The 18,097-nt window shown below is 56.0% G+C and carries 15 protein-coding genes and 4 tRNA genes; 14 read left to right on the forward strand and 5 right to left on the reverse strand.

What is annotated here, in order from left to right; all coding sequences use genetic code 11:
• The first annotated feature begins 1 nt into the window (after position 1).
• From wzzE to L2Y28_RS00850, 14 genes are all read left to right on the forward strand, one after another.
• The gene (gene wzzE / locus L2Y28_RS00785) at positions 2-1,048 is read left to right on the forward strand and encodes an ECA polysaccharide chain length modulation protein (RefSeq protein ID WP_022646646.1); all 1,047 of its coding nucleotides are present in this window, start codon (positions 2-4) and stop codon (positions 1,046-1,048) included.
• Between the two features lie 56 nt (positions 1,049-1,104).
• Complete coding sequence (gene wecB, locus L2Y28_RS00790; protein ID WP_032622055.1) at positions 1,105-2,235, forward strand: non-hydrolyzing UDP-N-acetylglucosamine 2-epimerase; 1,131 nt, start codon at positions 1,105-1,107, stop codon at positions 2,233-2,235.
• Positions 2,232-3,494, forward strand: a complete 1,263-nt coding sequence (wecC, locus tag L2Y28_RS00795) for a UDP-N-acetyl-D-mannosamine dehydrogenase (RefSeq protein ID WP_022646648.1) — start codon at positions 2,232-2,234, stop codon at positions 3,492-3,494. The genes wecB and wecC overlap by 4 nt, the downstream gene beginning before the upstream one ends.
• Positions 3,491-4,168 carry a dTDP-4-amino-4,6-dideoxy-D-galactose acyltransferase gene (gene rffC, locus L2Y28_RS00800; RefSeq protein WP_022646649.1) on the forward strand — a complete coding sequence of 226 codons (678 nt, stop codon included), beginning with the start codon at positions 3,491-3,493 and terminating at the stop codon, positions 4,166-4,168. Before wecC ends, rffC begins: the two co-directional genes overlap by 4 nt.
• Before the next feature lie 4 nt (positions 4,169-4,172).
• Entirely contained in the window at positions 4,173-5,303 is a 1,131-nt protein-coding gene (gene rffA, locus L2Y28_RS00805; RefSeq protein ID WP_022646650.1) for a dTDP-4-amino-4,6-dideoxygalactose transaminase, read from the forward strand.
• A 1-nt stretch (position 5,304) separates the two neighbouring features.
• Positions 5,305-6,555, forward strand: a complete 1,251-nt coding sequence (gene wzxE / locus L2Y28_RS00810; RefSeq protein ID WP_022646651.1) for a lipid III flippase WzxE — start codon at positions 5,305-5,307, stop codon at positions 6,553-6,555.
• Entirely contained in the window at positions 6,552-7,631 is a 1,080-nt protein-coding gene (locus L2Y28_RS00815; RefSeq protein ID WP_022646652.1) for a TDP-N-acetylfucosamine:lipid II N-acetylfucosaminyltransferase, read from the forward strand. The genes wzxE and L2Y28_RS00815 overlap by 4 nt, the downstream gene beginning before the upstream one ends.
• Positions 7,628-8,980, forward strand: coding sequence for an ECA oligosaccharide polymerase (wzyE, locus tag L2Y28_RS00820; protein ID WP_017693948.1), 1,353 nt, complete (start codon positions 7,628-7,630; stop codon positions 8,978-8,980). Before L2Y28_RS00815 ends, wzyE begins: the two co-directional genes overlap by 4 nt.
• Positions 8,981-8,992: 12 nt before the next feature.
• Positions 8,993-9,733: a lipopolysaccharide N-acetylmannosaminouronosyltransferase gene (gene wecG, locus L2Y28_RS00825; protein WP_022646653.1), complete on the forward strand. Its 741-nt coding sequence runs from the start codon at positions 8,993-8,995 to the stop codon at positions 9,731-9,733.
• A gap of 197 nt (positions 9,734-9,930) precedes the next feature.
• Entirely contained in the window at positions 9,931-11,316 is a 1,386-nt protein-coding gene (locus L2Y28_RS00830; RefSeq protein WP_022646654.1) for an amino acid permease, read from the forward strand.
• 102 nt (positions 11,317-11,418) lie between these two features.
• A tRNA-Arg gene (locus L2Y28_RS00835) sits at positions 11,419-11,495 on the forward strand.
• 67 nt (positions 11,496-11,562) lie between these two features.
• A tRNA-His gene (locus tag L2Y28_RS00840) sits at positions 11,563-11,638 on the forward strand.
• Positions 11,639-11,659: 21 nt separating this feature from the next.
• Positions 11,660-11,746, forward strand: a tRNA-Leu gene (locus L2Y28_RS00845).
• A gap of 44 nt (positions 11,747-11,790) precedes the next feature.
• Positions 11,791-11,867: transfer RNA gene (locus L2Y28_RS00850), tRNA-Pro, on the forward strand.
• Between the two features lie 505 nt (positions 11,868-12,372).
• Here L2Y28_RS00850 and L2Y28_RS00855 read toward each other — a convergent pair.
• The 5 genes from L2Y28_RS00855 to hemC form a co-directional block, all read right to left on the reverse strand.
• The gene (locus L2Y28_RS00855) at positions 12,373-13,584 is read right to left on the reverse strand and encodes a hypothetical protein (RefSeq protein WP_022646655.1); all 1,212 of its coding nucleotides are present in this window, start codon (positions 13,582-13,584) and stop codon (positions 12,373-12,375) included.
• Positions 13,585-13,751: 167 nt separating this feature from the next.
• Positions 13,752-14,951 carry a protoheme IX biogenesis protein HemY gene (gene hemY / locus L2Y28_RS00860; RefSeq protein WP_032622057.1) on the reverse strand — a complete coding sequence of 400 codons (1,200 nt, stop codon included), beginning with the start codon at positions 14,949-14,951 and terminating at the stop codon, positions 13,752-13,754.
• 2 nt (positions 14,952-14,953) lie between these two features.
• The gene (gene hemX / locus L2Y28_RS00865) at positions 14,954-16,147 is read right to left on the reverse strand and encodes a uroporphyrinogen-III C-methyltransferase (protein WP_022646657.1); all 1,194 of its coding nucleotides are present in this window, start codon (positions 16,145-16,147) and stop codon (positions 14,954-14,956) included.
• 20 nt (positions 16,148-16,167) lie between these two features.
• Positions 16,168-16,908, reverse strand: coding sequence for a uroporphyrinogen-III synthase (gene hemD, locus L2Y28_RS00870; protein WP_022646658.1), 741 nt, complete (start codon positions 16,906-16,908; stop codon positions 16,168-16,170).
• On the reverse strand, positions 16,905-17,846 hold the full coding sequence (gene hemC, locus L2Y28_RS00875) for a hydroxymethylbilane synthase (protein WP_032622059.1): 942 nt from the start codon (positions 17,844-17,846) through the stop codon (positions 16,905-16,907). The genes hemD and hemC overlap by 4 nt, the downstream gene beginning before the upstream one ends.
• Between the last annotated feature and the right edge of the window lie 251 nt (positions 17,847-18,097).

Consider the following 18,097-nt stretch of genomic DNA (forward strand, 5'->3'; position numbering starts at 1 on the left):
GATGACTCAACCGTTGGCGGGAGCGAAATCAGTGGGCACTGAGAACGAGCTGGATATTCGTGGTTTGTTTCGAGTGTTATGGCAGGGCAAACTGTGGATTGTGGGGATTGGCCTGGGGTTCGCGCTGTTAGCGCTTGCCTACACCTTCTTTGCGAAACAAGAGTGGAGCGCCACGGCGATCACAGACCGACCAACGGTGAATATGCTTGGAGGCTACTACTCCCAGCAGCAATTCCTGCGTAATCTTGATATCAAGGCCAATCTGGCGACCCCGGATCAGGCCTCGGTGATGGATGAGTCCTACAAAGAGTTTGTGATGCAGCTGGCGTCGTGGGATACACGTCGCGATTTCTGGTCCCAGACAGACTACTACAAGCAGCGTATGGTCGGTAACAGCAAAGCGGATGCCGCGCTGCTGGATGATTTAATCAACAACATTCAGTTTATGCCTGGCGATGTGCTCCGTAACGTTAGCGACAGCGTGAAGCTGATTGCGGAAACGGCGCCTGACGCCAATAACCTGTTGCGTCAGTACGTTGCTTTTGCCAGCCAGCGTGCGGCCAGTCATCTGAATGACGAGCTGAAAGGCGCCTGGGCTGCGCGAACTATCCAGATGAAAGCGCAGGTCAAACGTCAGGAAGAGGTCGCTAAGGCCATCTTCGCCCGTCGCGTGCATAATATTGAGCAGGCGCTGAAGATTGCGGAACAGCACAATATTTCCCGTAGCGAAACGGATGTTCCGGCTGACGAACTCCCTGATTCAGAAATGTTCCTTCTTGGTCGCCCAATGCTTCAGGCACGTCTGGAAAATATCCAGGCCGTTGGCCCTGACTTTGACCTTGATTACGACCAAAACCGCGCCATGCTCAATACGCTCAACGTCGGTCCAACGCTGGACCCGCGTTTTCAGACCTATCGTTATTTAAGAACGCCTGAAGAGCCTGTAAAACGCGATAGTCCGCGTCGCGCATTCCTGATGATCATGTGGGGGATTGTGGGCGCACTGACTGGCGCTGGCGTAGCGTTATTGCGTCGCCGCACAAACTAAGAACGCCGTCTACGATGAAGGCTGCGGCCTTCATCGTCTAATCGAAGAGAATCGATGTGAAAGTACTAACCGTATTTGGCACCAGGCCGGAGGCCATCAAGATGGCGCCTCTGGTTCATGCGCTGGCCAGAGATCCTGATATTGAAGCGAAAGTGTGCGTGACTGCCCAGCACCGTGAGATGCTCGATCAGGTCTTAACCCTCTTTTCTATCGTCCCGGATTACGATCTCAATATAATGAAACCGGGACAGGGACTGACGGAAATCACCTGCCGTATTCTGCAAGAATTAAAGCCTATTCTGGAGTCGTTCAAGCCGGATGTAGTGCTGGTGCACGGCGACACCACCACCACCGTGGCGACCAGCCTGGCCGCGTTCTATCAGCGTATCCCTGTTGGCCATGTCGAAGCGGGACTGCGTACCGGCAATCTTTATTCCCCGTGGCCGGAAGAGGCCAACCGTACGCTCACCGGTCACCTGGCGATGTACCATTTTGCGCCAACCGAGAACTCACGTCAGAACCTGCTGCGCGAAAATATCAGCGACAGCAAAATCTTCGTTACCGGCAATACGGTCATTGATGCGCTGATTTGGGTGCGTGACCGCGTGCTGGCTAACAGCGAGCTTCAGGCAGAACTCGCTGCGCGCTATCCATTCCTGAACAACGGCAAGAAAACGATTCTGGTGACGGGACACCGCCGCGAAAGTTTTGGCCGTGGCTTTGAGCAAATCTGCCACGCGCTGGCTGAAATCGCCGCGCAGAATGAGGATGTGCAGATTGTCTATCCGGTGCACCTTAACCCTAACGTCAGCGAACCGGTCAACCGTATCCTGGGCCACGTGGAAAACGTGCTCCTGATAGAGCCGCAGGACTATCTGCCATTTGTCTGGCTGATGAACCACGCCTGGCTGATCCTGACCGATTCTGGCGGCATTCAGGAAGAGGCGCCTTCCCTCGGTAAGCCGGTACTGGTGATGCGCGAAACCACTGAACGTCCGGAAGCGGTCACTGCCGGTACCGTGCGTCTGGTGGGAACGGATCCGCGTCGTATTGTCGAAGAGGTCACGCGCTTACTGCATGACGAAGAAGAGTATCAGGCGATGAGCCGTGCCCATAACCCGTACGGGGACGGGCAGGCTTGTGGACGTATTTTGCACGCACTTAAACACAATCGGGTAACGCTATGAGTTTTACTACCATCTCTGTTGTTGGTCTCGGCTATATCGGGCTGCCTACTGCGGCGGCCTTTGCCTCTCGTCAAAAGCAGGTTATTGGCGTAGATATCAACGCGCATGCGGTAGAAACCATCAACCGTGGCGAAATTCATATCGTGGAGCCCGATCTCGATCGCGTGGTGAAAAAGGCGGTGGACGGTGGCTTCCTGCGCGCCAGCACCACGCCGGTAGAAGCCGATGCGTACCTGATTGCGGTGCCTACGCCCTTTAAAGGCGATCACGAGCCTGACATGGTTTACGTCGAGGCGGCGGCAAAATCCATTGCGCCTGTGCTGAAGAAAGGGGCACTGGTTATTCTTGAGTCCACTTCACCTGTTGGGGCAACCGAGCAGATGGCACAGTGGCTGGCCGAGGCGCGTCCCGATCTCAGCTTCCCCCAGCAGGCGGGCGACCAGGCCGATATCAACATCGCCTACTGCCCTGAGCGCGTACTGCCAGGCCAGGTGATGGTGGAACTGATTAAAAATGACCGCGTGATTGGCGGCATGACCCCAGTCTGCTCCGCGCGCGCCAGCGAGCTGTATAAGATCTTCCTTGAAGGCGAATGCGTGGTGACCAACTCCCGCACCGCCGAGATGTGCAAACTGACCGAAAACAGCTTCCGCGATGTTAACATTGCATTTGCGAATGAACTGTCGTTGATTTGCGCCGATCAGGGGATTAACGTCTGGGAACTTGTTCGCCTTGCCAATCGTCACCCACGCGTGAACATCCTTCAGCCGGGGCCGGGTGTGGGTGGGCACTGTATCGCGGTCGATCCGTGGTTTATCGTGGCGCAGAATCCGGAACAGGCACGCCTGATTCGCACCGCGCGCGAAGTAAACGACCACAAACCGCACTGGGTTATCAACCAGGTGAAAGCCACGGTGGCGGATTGCCTCGCCGACAGCGGCAAACGTGCCAGTGAGCTGAAAATTGCCTGCTTTGGTCTGGCATTCAAACCGAATATTGACGATCTGCGCGAAAGCCCGGCAATGGAAATTGCCGAAACGATCGCAGCCTGGCACACCGGTGAAACGCTGGTGGTTGAGCCGAATATTCATGCGTTGCCGGCAAAACTTGCCGGTCACTGCACCCTTACCGCACTGGATGACGCGCTGGCGACGGCGGATGTGCTGGTGCTGCTGGTGGATCACAATGCGTTTAAAGCGGTCTCCGCTGATGCCGTGCGTCAGCAGTATATTGTTGATACTAAGGGCGTTTGGCGTTGATTACTCTCAACGGCGTGCTGGAGTCCCTTGAGTGGGAAAGCGTATTTTTTTCGCTCCCCTCAGCGATAGTGCGTCTGCGCGATAACGCTCCTGCGTTGCAGGACGCAGACTTCAGCGCCTGGCAGCGCGTTCAGGCTAAGATCCCGGCGGACCGCGCCGATCTGCTGGACGCGCTCCAGCAGCACGGATTCCGGCTGGTCGAGGGCGAGGTTGATCTCTCTGTTACCGTGGCCCGCCACGGCTCACCGGGCACGGAAATTGCAACGGAGCAGGATATCCCCGCGCTGCGCAAGATGGCGGCGCTGGCTTTCGCTCAAAGCCGTTTCCGGGCGCCCTGGTATGCGCCCGATGACAGCGGCCGCTTTTATGCCCGGTGGATAGAGAATGCGGTTAAAGGCACGTTTGACCACGTCTGTCTGGTGTTCCGTACTGCCGGTGGGCAGATTCAGGGTTTTGTTTCGCTTCGCAGGCTCAACGAGCAAGAGGCGCGCATCGGTTTGTTAGCCGGGCGCGGCATGGGCGAAAAACTCATGCAGGCGGCGCTGCACTGGGCGGAGCAACAACAGGTATCGACGCTGCGGGTCGCAACCCAGATGGGCAACACCGCTGCGCTTAAACGTTATATTGCGAGTGGTGCCAGCATCGACGCCACCGCCTACTGGTTATACAGGTGACAAGATGATTCCATTTAACGCGCCTCCCGTTGTGGGCACTGAACTTGATTACATGCAGTCGGCTATGGGCAGCGGCAAGCTCTGTGGCGACGGTGGTTTTACCCGTCGCTGCCAGCAGTGGATGGAGCAACGTTTTCACAGTGCCAAGGTGCTGCTGACGCCGTCCTGTACCGCATCGCTCGAAATGGCTGCGCTGCTGCTGGATATTCAGCCCGGCGATGAAGTGATCATGCCGAGCTACACCTTCGTCTCCACGGCGAACGCGTTTGTCCTGCGCGGGGCGAAAATCGTGTTTGTGGATATCCGTCCGGATACCATGAACATCAACGAAACGCTGATTGAAGCGGCGATCACCGACAAAACGCGGGCGATTGTTCCGGTGCATTACGCGGGCGTGGCCTGTGAAATGGACACCATCATGGCCATCGCCAAAAAGCACAACCTGTTCGTGGTGGAAGACGCCGCGCAGGGCGTGATGTCCACCTACAAAGGTCGCGCGCTGGGAACCATCGGTCATATCGGCTGCTTTAGCTTCCACGAAACCAAAAACTACACCGCAGGCGGCGAAGGCGGCGCGACGCTGATTAACGATCGTGCCCTTGTGGAGCGTGCGGAAGTGATCCGTGAAAAAGGGACCAACCGCAGCCAGTTCTTCCGCGGTCAGGTGGATAAATACACCTGGCGCGATATCGGCTCAAGCTACCTGATGGCGGACTTGCAGGCCGCGTATCTCTGGGCGCAGCTGGAAGCGGCAGAGCGCATCAATCTGCAACGCCTCTCCCTGTGGCAAACCTACTACGACGCGCTGGAGCCGCTGGCTAAAGCCGGACGTATTGAACTGCCGACTATTCCGGCAGACTGCATCCACAACGCCCACATGTTCTATATCAAGCTGCGCGATAACGACGATCGCAGCAAGCTGATTGCCTGGCTGAAGGAGGCGGAAATTATGGCGGTATTCCACTATATTCCGCTGCACTCCAGCCCGGCTGGCGAAGCCTTCGGGATGTTTGCCGGTGAAGACCGCTACACCACCAAAGAGAGCGAACGTCTGCTCCGCCTGCCCCTGTTCTACAACCTCGCGCCGGTGAACCAGCGTACGGTGATCAATTCGCTTCTGAGTTATTTCGCCTGATATGTCTCTGGCAAAAGCGTCGGTGTGGACGGCAGCGTCCACGCTAGTAAAAATTGGCGCCGGGTTACTGGTCGTCAAGCTGCTGGCCGTCTCATTTGGTCCGTCAGGCGTTGGGCTGGCAGGGAACTTCCGCCAGCTGGTCACGGTGCTTGGCGTGCTGGCAGGTGCCGGGATATTCAATGGCGTCACCAAATACGTCGCGCAGCATCATGACGATGCCGAAAAGCTTCGCACGGTGGTGGGCACCTCCTCTGCTATGGTGCTGGGCTTCTCTACGTTGCTGGCCATCGTCTTTTTGCTGGCGGCGGCACCTGTTAGTCAGGGACTGTTCGGACACACGCACTATCAGGGACTGGTGCGCCTGGTGGCGTTCGTTCAGATGGGCATCGCCTGGGCGAACCTGCTGCTGGCGCTGATGAAAGGCTTCCGTGATGCCGCCGGGAATGCGCTGGCTCTGATCCTCGGCAGCATTATCGGCGTTATCGCCTACTACTTCTGCTATCGGCTGGGCGGCTATGAAGGCGCGCTGCTGGGGCTGGCGCTGGTGCCTGCGCTCGTTGTCGTTCCGGCAGCGTTTATGCTGATGCGCAGAGGCAATGTCCCGCTGAGTTACCTGAAACCGCAGTGGGACAAGATACTGGCGGGGCAGCTAGGAAAGTTTACCCTGATGGCGCTCATCACTTCGGTAACGCTTCCCGTGGCTTACGTGATGATGCGAAACCTGCTGGCAGCGCATTACAGCTGGGATGAAGTGGGGATCTGGCAGGGCGTAAGCAGCATTTCAGATGCTTACCTCCAATTTATTACGGCTTCCTTTAGCGTCTATTTGCTGCCAACCTTATCGCGCCTGACGTCCAGGCAGGATATTACCCGCGAGATTTTTCGCGCCCTGCGTTTCGTGTTGCCGGCCGTTGCGATCGCCAGCTTTACCGTCTGGTTACTGCGTGATTTCGCCATCTGGCTGCTGTTTTCAGCGAAGTTTACCGCCATGCGCGATCTGTTTGCCTGGCAACTGGTCGGCGATGTGCTGAAAGTGGGGGCATACGTTTTCGGCTATCTGGTGATTGCGAAGGCTTCGCTGCGGTTGTATATCCTGGCAGAGATCGGCCAGTTTGCGCTGCTAACGGCATTTTCTCACTGGCTGATCCCCACCCACGGTGCGCTGGGGGCGGCGCAGGCCTATATGGCAACTTATATCGTTTATTTCGCTGCCTGTTGCGGCGTATTTTTACTTTGGCGTAAACGCGCATGACTGCACTGATACACATACTGGGATCGGATATCCCGCATCATAACCAGACCGTTCTGCGGTTCTTCAACGATGAACTGGCATCCGGCACGCCCGATGCGCGTGAGTTTATGGTCGTTGGACGCGACAGCGGCCTGAGCGCGGCGTGTCCGGCATTGCATATCACCTTCTGGCCAGACAAAGCGGCGCTGACGAAGGCCGTGGTTGCTAAAGCCAAAGCGGATCGAAGCCAACGTTTCTTCTTCCATGGACAGTTCAATACCGGACTGTGGCTGGCGCTGTTAAGCGGCGGGATCAAACCTTCTCAGTTCAGCTGGCATATCTGGGGAGCGGATCTCTACGAAGTCTCCCGTGGCTGGAAGTTCCGACTTTTCTATCCGCTGCGTCGTCTGGCGCAGGCGCGCGTGGGCTGCGTTTTTGCTACCCGAGGCGATCTCAACTATTTTGCTAAACAGCACCCGAAGGTTCGCGGGGAGCTGCTCTATTTCCCGACCCGTATGGATCCGGCGCTGAACACCATGGCGAATGACACGGTTCGAGAGGGCAAGCTGACCATCCTGGTGGGGAATTCCGGCGATCGCAGTAACGAGCATGTCGCGGCGCTGAGGGCGGTGCATCAGCAGTTTGGCGACACGGTGAACGTGGTGGTGCCGATGGGCTATCCCGCCAATAACGACGCCTACATCGATGAAGTTCGCCAGCAGGGGCTTGCGCTGTTTAGCGCGGAAAACCTGCACATTCTCAGCGATAAGCTGGAATTTGATGACTATCTCGCGCTGCTGCGAAAATGCGATCTGGGCTATTTCATCTTTGCCCGTCAGCAGGGGATTGGCACGCTGTGTCTGCTGATTCAGGCGGGCGTACCCTGCGTGCTCAACCGCGAAAACCCGTTCTGGCAGGACATGGCCGAGCAGCATGTTCCGGTGCTATTTACCTCTGACACGCTTAATGTCGAGGTGGTACGGGAAGCGCAGCGTCAGCTCACGCTGGTGGATAAAAATAGCATCGACTTTTTCAGCCCGAACTACCTCACGCCGTGGCACCGCGCGCTGCGTATTGCTTCAGGAGACAACGCATGAGCCAGTTGCAGTTTAGCGGCTTGCTGGTGGTCTGGCTGCTGAGCACGCTGTTTATCGCCACGCTCACCTGGTTTGAATTCCGGCGGGTACGTTTTAACTTCAACGTATTCTTCTCGCTGCTGTTTTTGCTGACCTTTTTCTTTGGCTTCCCGCTGACCAGCATCCTCGTGTTCCGCTTTGATGTTGGCGTCGCGCCGCCGGAAATCTTGTTGCAGGCGCTGCTCTCTGCGACCTGCTTCTACGCGGTGTACTACGTCACTTATAAAACGCGCCTGCGCGCGGCAAAAGACACCACCCCCCGTCGTCCGCTGTTTACCATGAACCGGGTAGAAACCCATCTGACGTGGGTTATGCTGATGACTATCGCCCTCGTTAGCGTGGCGATTTTCTTCATGCATAACGGCTTTTTACTGTTTAAGTTGCAGTCCTATAGCCAGATTTTCTCCGCCGAAGTCTCCGGCGTCGCGCTCAAGCGTTTCTTCTATTTCTTTATCCCGGCGATGCTGGTGGTCTTTTTCCTGCGTCAGGACAGCAAAGCCTGGCTGTTCTTCCTGGTCAGCACCGTCGCATTTGGCATTCTGACCTACATGATCGTCGGCGGCACCCGCGCCAACATCATTATCGCCTTCGCGATTTTCCTGTTTATCGGCATTATTCGCGGCTGGATCTCGCTGTGGATGCTGGCGGCGGCAGGCGTCTTTGGCATTGTGGGGATGTTCTGGCTTGCGCTGAAGCGCTACGGGCTGAACGTGGCCGGCGACGAAGCGTTTTACACCTTCCTGTATCTGACGCGCGACACCTTCTCGCCGTGGGAAAACCTGGCATTACTGCTGCAAAACTACGACAAGATCGAATTCCAGGGGCTGGCGCCGATTGTTCGCGATTTCTATGTCTTTATACCGACGTGGCTGTGGCCCGATCGCCCCGGCATTGTCCTGAACACGGCGAACTACTTCACCTGGGAAGTGCTGAACAACCATTCGGGTCTGGCGATTTCCCCAACCCTGATTGGCTCGCTGGTAGTGATGGGCGGAACGTGGTTTATCCTGCCTGGCGCGATCGCGGTAGGGCTGATAATAAAATGGTTCGACTGGCTATATACGCTGGGTAACGAAGAGACCAACCGCTACAAAGCCGCTGTTTTGCACAGTTTCTGTTTCGGTGCCATTTTCAATATGATCGTTCTGGCGCGCGAGGGGCTGGATTCATTCGTCTCACGCGTGGTGTTCTTTATGGTCGTTTTCGGACTCTGTCTGCTGCTGGCAAAACTGCTGTACTGGTTGTTTGACAGTGCAGGGCTTGTGCACAGACGTGAGCCACAGGGCAGCACAACGCTGTCGCAAGTCTGAGTAGGGATTATCATGACGGATACAACTTCAGCCCCGCGTTATGCGCTGCGCGGGCTACAGCTGATTGGCTGGCGTGACATGCAGCATGCGCTGGATTTTCTGTTCGCGGACGGGCAGATGAAGTCGGGCACGCTGGTGGCCATCAACGCAGAAAAAATGCTGGCGGTTGAAGATAATGCGGAAGTGAAAAGCCTGATTGAAGCCGCGGAGTTTAAATACGCAGACGGTATTAGCGTGGTGCGTTCAATTCGTAAAAAGTTTCCAGACGCTAATGTGTCTCGCGTGGCGGGTGCTGACCTTTGGGAGCGGCTTATGGAGCGCGCAGGCGCTGAAGGCACGCCGGTATTTTTGATCGGTGGCAAGCCAGAGGTGCTGGCGCAGACCGAACAAAAGCTGCGTAACCAGTGGAATGTTAACATTGTGGGCAGCCAGGATGGCTATTTCAGGCCGGAAGATCGCCAGGCGTTATATGAGCGCGTGCGCGACAGCGGGGCGAAAATTGTCACTGTCGCTATGGGGTCGCCGCGCCAGGAAATACTGATGCGCGATTGCCGTCTGGTCAGCCCGGATGCGCTTTATATGGGCGTTGGCGGCACCTACGACGTCTTTACCGGCCACGTTAAGCGTGCGCCCAAAGTCTGGCAAAATCTGGGGCTGGAGTGGCTCTACCGCCTGCTCTCCCAACCGACGCGTATAAAACGACAGATTCGCCTTCTGCGCTACCTCGCCTGGCACTACACCGGGAAAATGTAATCAATATGCAGCGCGATCTGCTGTTCGCGCTGCAACGCCCCCCGCAAAACTGCTGAGTTTATGTGCAATGCATTCATTTTTTTAATGCATTGTTTGCCATTTGCCAGAATTTAAGAAACCATTCGCTCCGTATTTCAGTACCCCTCAAAACAATACCCGGCAACAAGTCGGGAAACAGCAAACACAACCGAGGAATTATGGCAGAGAAAAAACCGGAGCTTCAGCGTGGGCTGGAAGCTCGACATATTGAACTGATCGCGCTGGGCGGGACTATCGGCGTTGGCCTGTTTATGGGCTCGGCAAGCACGCTGAAGTGGGCGGGGCCTTCCGTCCTGCTGGCGTATATTATTGCCGGACTGTTCGTCTTCTTCATCATGCGCTCAATGGGCGAAATGCTGTTCCTGGAGCCGGTGACGGGCTCTTTCGCCGTTTACGCCCACCGGTATATGAGCCCGTTCTTTGGTTATCTCACGGCCTGGTCGTACTGGTTTATGTGGATGGCCGTGGGGATTTCGGAGATCACCGCCATCGGGGTCTACGTGCAGTTCTGGTTCCCGGAGATGGCCCAGTGGATACCCGCGCTTATTGCCGTAGGGCTGGTGGCGCTGGCGAACCTTGCCGCCGTTCGTCTTTACGGCGAAATCGAGTTCTGGTTTGCGATGATCAAAGTCACCACCATCATCGTGATGATTGTCGTTGGCCTTGGGGTCATCTTCTTTGGCTTCGGTAACGGCGGGCACGCTATCGGTTTTGATAACCTGACCGGGCACGGCGGCTTCTTTGCGGGCGGCTGGAAGGGCTTTCTGACGGCGCTCTGTATCGTTGTCGCCTCCTATCAGGGCGTTGAGCTGATCGGCATTACCGCAGGTGAGGCGAAAAACCCGCAGGTCACGCTGCGTAGCGCGGTAGGCAAGGTACTGTGGCGTATCCTGATTTTCTATGTGGGCGCGATCTTCGTTATCGTGACCATTTTCCCATGGAACGAGATCGGCACCACCGGCAGCCCGTTTGTCTTAACCTTCGCTAAGATTGGCATCACGGCGGCAGCCGCCATTATCAACTTTGTGGTGCTGACGGCGGCGCTCTCCGGCTGTAACAGCGGAATGTACAGCTGTGGGCGTATGCTTTACGCGCTCTCGCAAAACAAACAGCTGCCGGCGGTGATGGGTAAAGTCTCCCGCGTCGGTGTACCGGTGGCGGGCGTAGCGGTGTCGATTGTGATTCTGCTGATTGGCTCTTGCCTGAACTACATCATCCCGAATCCGCAGCGCGTGTTTGTTTATGTTTATAGCGCCAGCGTGCTGCCGGGGATGGTACCGTGGTTTGTCATTTTGATTAGCCAGCTGCGTTTCCGACAGGCGCACAAAGAAGCGATCGCCAGCCATCCATTCCGTTCCATTCTGTTCCCGTATGCGAACTATTTGACGATGGCGTTCCTGATTTGCGTATTAATTGGAATGTACTTTAATGAAGATACCCGCATGTCGCTGTTTGTCGGGATGATCTTCCTGGCTGCCGTCACAGCTGCATATAAACTTTTTGGCCTGGGTCGCCGTGGCTCCGCCCATAAAGTGGAGGAATAAGCGGCAAAATGTGCAAACCATAACCAAACGCGCATTTTTTTCAAAAAAGCACTAGACAGCGGGGTCGGAGGTACGTAATATCCAGCCCCGCAACGGCGCTAAGCGCCCGTAGCTCAGCTGGATAGAGCGCTGCCCTCCGGAGGCAGAGGTCTCAGGTTCGAATCCTGTCGGGCGCGCCATTTTAGTCCCGGCGCTAGAGCTGCGGTGGTCTGAGAAGTAGTCAGAACCGCGTGAAAGAATACAGTGGTGGCTATAGCTCAGTTGGTAGAGCCCTGGATTGTGATTCCAGTTGTCGTGGGTTCGAATCCCATTAGCCACCCCATTATTGAAAGAGTTGTGAATTGCGAAGGTGGCGGAATTGGTAGACGCGCTAGCTTCAGGTGTTAGTGTTCTTACGGACGTGGGGGTTCAAGTCCCCCCCCTCGCACCACGACTTTTAATGAGTTGAACTAAAAATTCAAAAAAGCAGTACATCGGCGAGTAGCGCAGCTTGGTAGCGCAACTGGTTTGGGACCAGTGGGTCGGAGGTTCGAATCCTCTCTCGCCGACCAATTTTGAACCCCGCTTCGGCGGGGTTTTTTGTTTTCTGCGCTTTTTCATCCTGTAGCCATTCCCCGACAACACTCTATATCCTTGTCGCGATTCAGCGACATATAAGCCTTTAATAATAAAGAATTTATTATTTTCTCTCTTAACCTGTCTCCTGGTGACGACAGATTGCTGCCCTTAGCGCGAGTTTGTATGGCGTAAGGCGGCTCTTAACAACATAATTTCCTTTTATCTTAAAATGTTGCGCGATGTAAAAGTTATGCGTGTAAACCTGGCACATTACATGCAATAATATGCGTGTAGATGCTCATTCCATCTCTTATGTTCGCCCTACGGCCTCATAAACTCAGGAATGACGCAGAGCCGTTTACGGTGCTTATCGTCCACTGACAGATGTCGCTTCGGCCTCATCAAACACCATGGACATAACGTTGAGTGAAGCACCAAATATGTTGTCTTACAGACCTGTTTTAACGCCTGCTTTTATAGCAGGCGTTTTTTTATGTCTTATTCACGATAACGAGCCAGTACCAGCGCCACTAACAGCAGAGCGATAGCAGAGACAGCATATAGCGTCTGAGCCGCTCCCATTATCGTCGCCGTCATTGCGGCGAGGCCCGTAAAAAGCGAAGCGCTCAACGTTTGCCAGCGCCAGGCCTTACCGCTGGCAGCGGATATCTGTATAGCCTGAAAATTACTCAGTACCCCAAACGTACCCGCCGCAAAAACGATATTCGACGCCAGATGCGCGATAAAGATCATCCCCAGCGCAAGCACCACCCATGCGGATAAAAACGGAAGCAAACCATAGGCTGCCAGAAAAAGGGCAAGACAGCTAAGTAGCAAAGGCGTTCTTACTGCAAAGCGCGTCAGACTCTCTTTTCTGAGCAGCAAGGGACCACAAAGCTGCCCCAGGCTTCTGGCAAAAAGCAAGGGCAGCGCAAGCCCGGCGGCATTATCGGGGTTGATCTGCTGCGCCAGTGCTGGCAGCAACGCCATTGCAGGCGAGCCTACAGCGGCAAGGGCAGGCAAAATCAGCAAACTGCGTTTTTGTCGAAGGTTCAGGGTTTGCCAGCGCAATGCCACAGGTTGAGGATCCCCGAGAGGCAACGGTGCTGGACGCGCTACATACTGGCGTTCAGCGAGAAACAGCATGACCAGCGATCCCATAAAACTGGCGGCGTCGATGACCAGTAAGGCGAAGACCGGGATGCGCTGGAACAACACCACACCCAGCCCGGTGCCTAACAAAACCTGGGAGGCAAAAATCACATTTTCCAGACACGTTGCCGCAGGCAGTTCTGTCTCGTGCAGTCCGCGTTTAAACAGCAGCGTTAACGCAGGCCAGCTCATCCCGCTCAGCAATGCTTCTGTGGATTGCACCGCAAGCAGCGCCGGTATGCTGTGGTAATGTGCGCCTGAAAGGGGAAAGAGCAGGGCGAGCAAGCCCAGCCATTCGGTCAGCATCAGCAGATAGAGAGGTGAAAACCGCTGGCACAGCTTTTCACCAATCAGGCTGCCGATAAAACCGGGCACCGTAGCAAAAAGGAAGGCGAGGGTTAACAGCGCTGACGGGGCTGACCACTGTAACAATAATCCGAAAACAACAACCTGAGTTAAGCCATTACCCAGGGAGCTAAAGATAAAGGCGCAGGCCAGCAGGCGGAGCCAGCGATGGCACCGCAGCGCTTCGAAAAGCGCATATAAAAGCGAGTTCATGACGATATCCTTTCAGAAACAGTTTAGTCCACGCGGGTAAGCGCGTGCGCAAAAAAGGTTAAGGAAAAGACATCGTTACATTGGCGGGTTCGTTTGCAGGTGAGCGTTAAAAGAATGTAGCAGGAGAAATGAGATAAAAAAAGGAGGCCATCTGGCCTCCTGGATAATTACTGCTGCGTTCCGTTATTGTGTAGCGTAAGCAGAAGCCCATCACGCCGCATGGCTGCGGCCTCTTCCGGCTTGTGCTGCTTGTCCAGCGAATCAGCAAGCCAGGCGTAATCAAATGCGTCCGGGCGTTGCTTCAGCGCTGCGCGGAAGGCGAGACTCGCCTCCTGCCACTCGCCGTGCTTCATCAAAGACTGGCCCAGCGTACTCCACAGCAGCGGGCGATCGCCCACGGTTTTGATCTGCTGGCGCAATGCTTTTTCTATTTGTTCCGGATTGTTGGTTTTCAGACGCGGGATGACCATCACCAGGCGGTCATCATACTGTCGCTTGAGACCGTCGAGAAGGATCTCCTGCGCGGTGTCATGGTCGTCACACTCAATCAGATGTTCTGCCATCGCCACCTGAAGGGGAACCTGCTGGCGCGTTTTGCGGCTCTGGTTTTTCCACCAGGTTTTCAGGCCGTCGCTGCCAAGATCGGCGCGCGCCTGATCCATCAGGCCAATCCAGGCCAGACGCTGAAGTTCATCACGATGTTCATCATCGCCCACGTCGGCTTTCGCCATGGAAGGGATAATGTCCAGCAGTGAACCCCAGGCACCTGTCCGAATGTATGCCTGCTCCGCAAGACGCAGCACTTCCGGATGACGAGGGGTAATTTCCAGCAGACGGTCAACGCCGTGACGTGCGGCATGGTTTTCATTGCGCGCCAGTTGCAGACGAACGCGGGTGATCTCAACCGGAATCGGATCCTTAGTTGAGAGCTCAGACGCGCGTTCGAGATGCTGATTGGCGCGGGCCTCATCGCCTCGCTGTTGCGCCGCCTCAGCGGCCAGCAGATAGTTAACAACCGGCTGTTCTGCATGGTCGGCATTTTTCGACATCAGCTTTTCAACCTGCTGATAGTCGCCTTCGGCCAGCTTCAGCAACGCTTGCTCGGTCTGCTTACGGGCGCGACGGCGCTTACGGCCAACGAACCAGCCGCGCGTGTGAACCCCGGTACGGAAAATCCGACGCAGGATCCATTCCACTGCCAGCAGGACGACCACACCCAGGATCAGGATGATCACCAGCCCTGTCACGCTGGTTTCGACGTTGTAGTTATCGGTCTGGATCAATACGTAACCCTGGTGACCCGCGAGCATCGGTCCCAGTACAATTCCGGCGATCAGCAGGATGAAGAGTAAGAAGACTTTTAGCATCATCACTCTCCTTGCGGCGCGCTTTCAGGCGCTGGCGCGGCGGCAGGTGCTTCAGCCGGGCGCTCTGCCGGAACGCCCGGCTGGGCCAGCAGGTTACGCACGCGCGTCTGCATGATCTTCTCCAGAATCGGCTGGCTTTCCAGCTTGTCCGGCACGTTCATGGTGATGTTTTGCTGGCTCAGCTTGTCGATATCCTCCAGGAACGCGGTCGTGGTTGCGTCATTGGTATCGTAGTAAGCACGTACCCACGTTGAAACGTTATCCAGCGCCTGTTTGTAGGTCTCTTCCTGGTGACGCGGTACGGCCTGAGCAGCCACCAGCAGGCGGGAACGAATGTTTTCGCGCAGATAGACATCCTGGTTCGGTGCCAGCAGCGGCACGGCGGTTTCATCGCGGCGGCGAATGGTAATAAAGCTGTCCATAAAGTTCTGCCAGCTCTTTTGCAGGTTGATACGCCATTCGCTCAGGGAGCTGGAAAGCTCGGTGCCGTCAGAATCCATCGGGGAGTCATCATCGTTGTTATCGGCCAGCTGAAGGTTATCAATCTGGTTTGAGAGCTGATTTACCTTAAGGATGATACCGTCGTAGTCGACCTGAGAAACCGCAGACAGGCTGGCGATATCTTCCGTAATAGCGCGGCGTGCGTTGATGAGGCTCGGATCGTTCATATCGGCCAGGCTTGCGTCGGCGCTTTTCAGCAGCGCGGCGGCGGTGGTGACATCCTGATCGCTCCAGAGCTTGCGCCCGGCCAGCTTCACCAGAAAATCGGCCTGTGAGAGCAGCCAGGTTTTGGCATCGGTTCCCGAAATCGTGGCGACTTTCTCCTGCACTTCGCTCAGCTGTTTGGTCAACTCTTCACGTTTGCTGTTCGCGTCGGCGAGGGCGGCAGCCTGCTGTTTGATTACGCCTTCCAGCTCAGCTTTTTGCGTCTCCTGCGCTTTCTGTAGGGCGGTGATTTGGTTAACCAGCGCGTCGCTGGTGGCCGTCTGGTTGGTGCCTTGTTTCTTCACCAGTCCGTAGAGACCCACGCCTGCGGCCAGCGCAATCGCGATGGCAATCACGCTCAGCGTGAGGCTGGTTTTATTGCTGCCGTTTTTCTTCTCAACGGTTTTGTCTGTCGTCTCTGGCTGTGACGTGGTGTCCACAGTCTCCCTGGTCTCTTCAACCACGGCGGAGGATTTTTCGTGTTCCGTCATTATGGCTTCCCATTTGAGAGTTATTGTAATGCGCGCAGCAGCGCATCGTTGTCGGCGTTATCAGCGATCCGAATATCCTGCCAGCCCAGTTCCCGGGCGTGGTTCGCCAGACGCTCGCTGACGACCAGAAGCCGACAGCGGAGTAACCAGTTTTCGCGATACCAAAGCGGAATCAGCGACCAAAGCTGTTGTAACATTTCACCGCTGGTAACCACCAGCGTATTAATGCCGCGCGCGTGCCAGCGCATGGCTTCTTCCGCGCCATCATAGTGTTTCGCACAGCGCTGATAGCACTCCACAAACGTCACGTCTGCGCCGCGTTCGCGCAGCGTCTCGCCCAGCAGTTCGCGGCCACCGTTGCCGCGCAAAATGAGCGCACGCTTTCCGGCAATAGTTTGTAATTCAGGTAATTGTAGCAAGACTTCGCTGATTTCCCGATCTAACGGGTAACGAACATCGATTCCGCTCGCGGTATGTAAGGCCAGCGCCGTGGTGCGCCCGATGGCGAAATAGCGGGGTGCGTGGGGCCAGTTAACGCCCTGCTGTTGTAGCTGCGCATGGGCAAATTCCACGGCATGCTGCGATAGCGCAAAGAGCAGATCACCTTCCTGCAAGGCACGCATCTGGTCAGCGAGCGTAGCCAGCTCGCGACCGGGGGAGAATTCAATCAACGGAAAACTCCAGGCCACCTGCCCCAGTGCGCGCAGACGGCTCACTAACTGCTCTCCTGCGGGAGAAGGGCGGGTGACAAGTATGCTCATGCAGGGGGCTCTCCGTTATAGACCTCAGCCAGAATTTCACGCGCGCCGTTATTCAGCAGCTCTTCCGCCAGCGATACGCCAAGCGCCTCGGCATCCCGCGGCTTGCCGCGACGTTCACCGCGAACCATCTGCGAGCCGTCCGGCGCGCCAACCAGCGCACGCAGCCACAGCTCACCGTCAGTTAATTCAGCATAGCTGCCAATTGGCACCTGACAGCCTCCTTCGAGGCGAGTATTCATCGCGCGCTCGGCTTTTACGCGAACGGCGGTATCGTCATGATTCAGCGGCGCGAGCAGTGCCTGAGTACGCGCATCATCCAGACGACACTCAATGCCGACGGCACCCTGGCCGACGGCGGGGAGCGACAGCTCCGGCGGCAACGCCACGCGAATACGTTCTTCCAGCCCCAGGCGTTTCAGGCCCGCAACCGCAAGAATAATGGCATCGTAGTCGCCGTTATCCAGCTTGCCAAGGCGTGTGCCGACGTTCCCGCGCAGCGAGCGAATCACCAGATCCGGGCGACGTTCAGCCAGCTGACACTGGCGGCGTAAACTTGACGTGCCGACCACGCTGCCTGCCGGCAACGCATCAAGCGAGTCATAGCGATTAGAGACAAACGCATCGCGCGGATCCTCGCGCTCGCAGATGGTCACCAGCCCCAGCCCTTCCGGGAACTCAACGGGCACATCCTTCATCGAATGCACGGCGATATCGGCGCGGTTCTCAAGCAATGCCAGTTCCAGCTCTTTGACAAACAGACCCTTTCCGCCCACTTTGGCCAGCGGCGTATCAAGAATGACATCGCCACGCGTGACCATTGGCACCAGCTCAACGCGTAATCCGGTGTGGCAGGCTTCCAGGCGCTGCTTAACATAATGTGCCTGCCAGAGCGCAAGAGGACTTTGGCGTGTGGCAATTCTCAAAACATTGTCTAACATGCTTGTTACCGTCATTATCAATCGCTAACCATCCTAACATTGTTGACACTCGGATGGCAGTTTTACGGTTGATGAAGAGTGAGAGGGACAGGGCGGCGTTCGCGTCAGCCACCGCCGTATTCAGGAATTTACACGTACAGAACGGTGCTACACTTGTATGTAGCGCATCTTTCTTTACGGTCAACCGGCAAGGTGTTAAATTGATCACGTTTTAGACCATTTTTTCGTCTGTACCACCAGAAAAGAACAAG

It is taken from the genome of Enterobacter sp. JH25, from assembly GCF_021725435.1.
GTDB classification, from domain to species: domain Bacteria; phylum Pseudomonadota; class Gammaproteobacteria; order Enterobacterales; family Enterobacteriaceae; genus Enterobacter; species Enterobacter intestinihominis.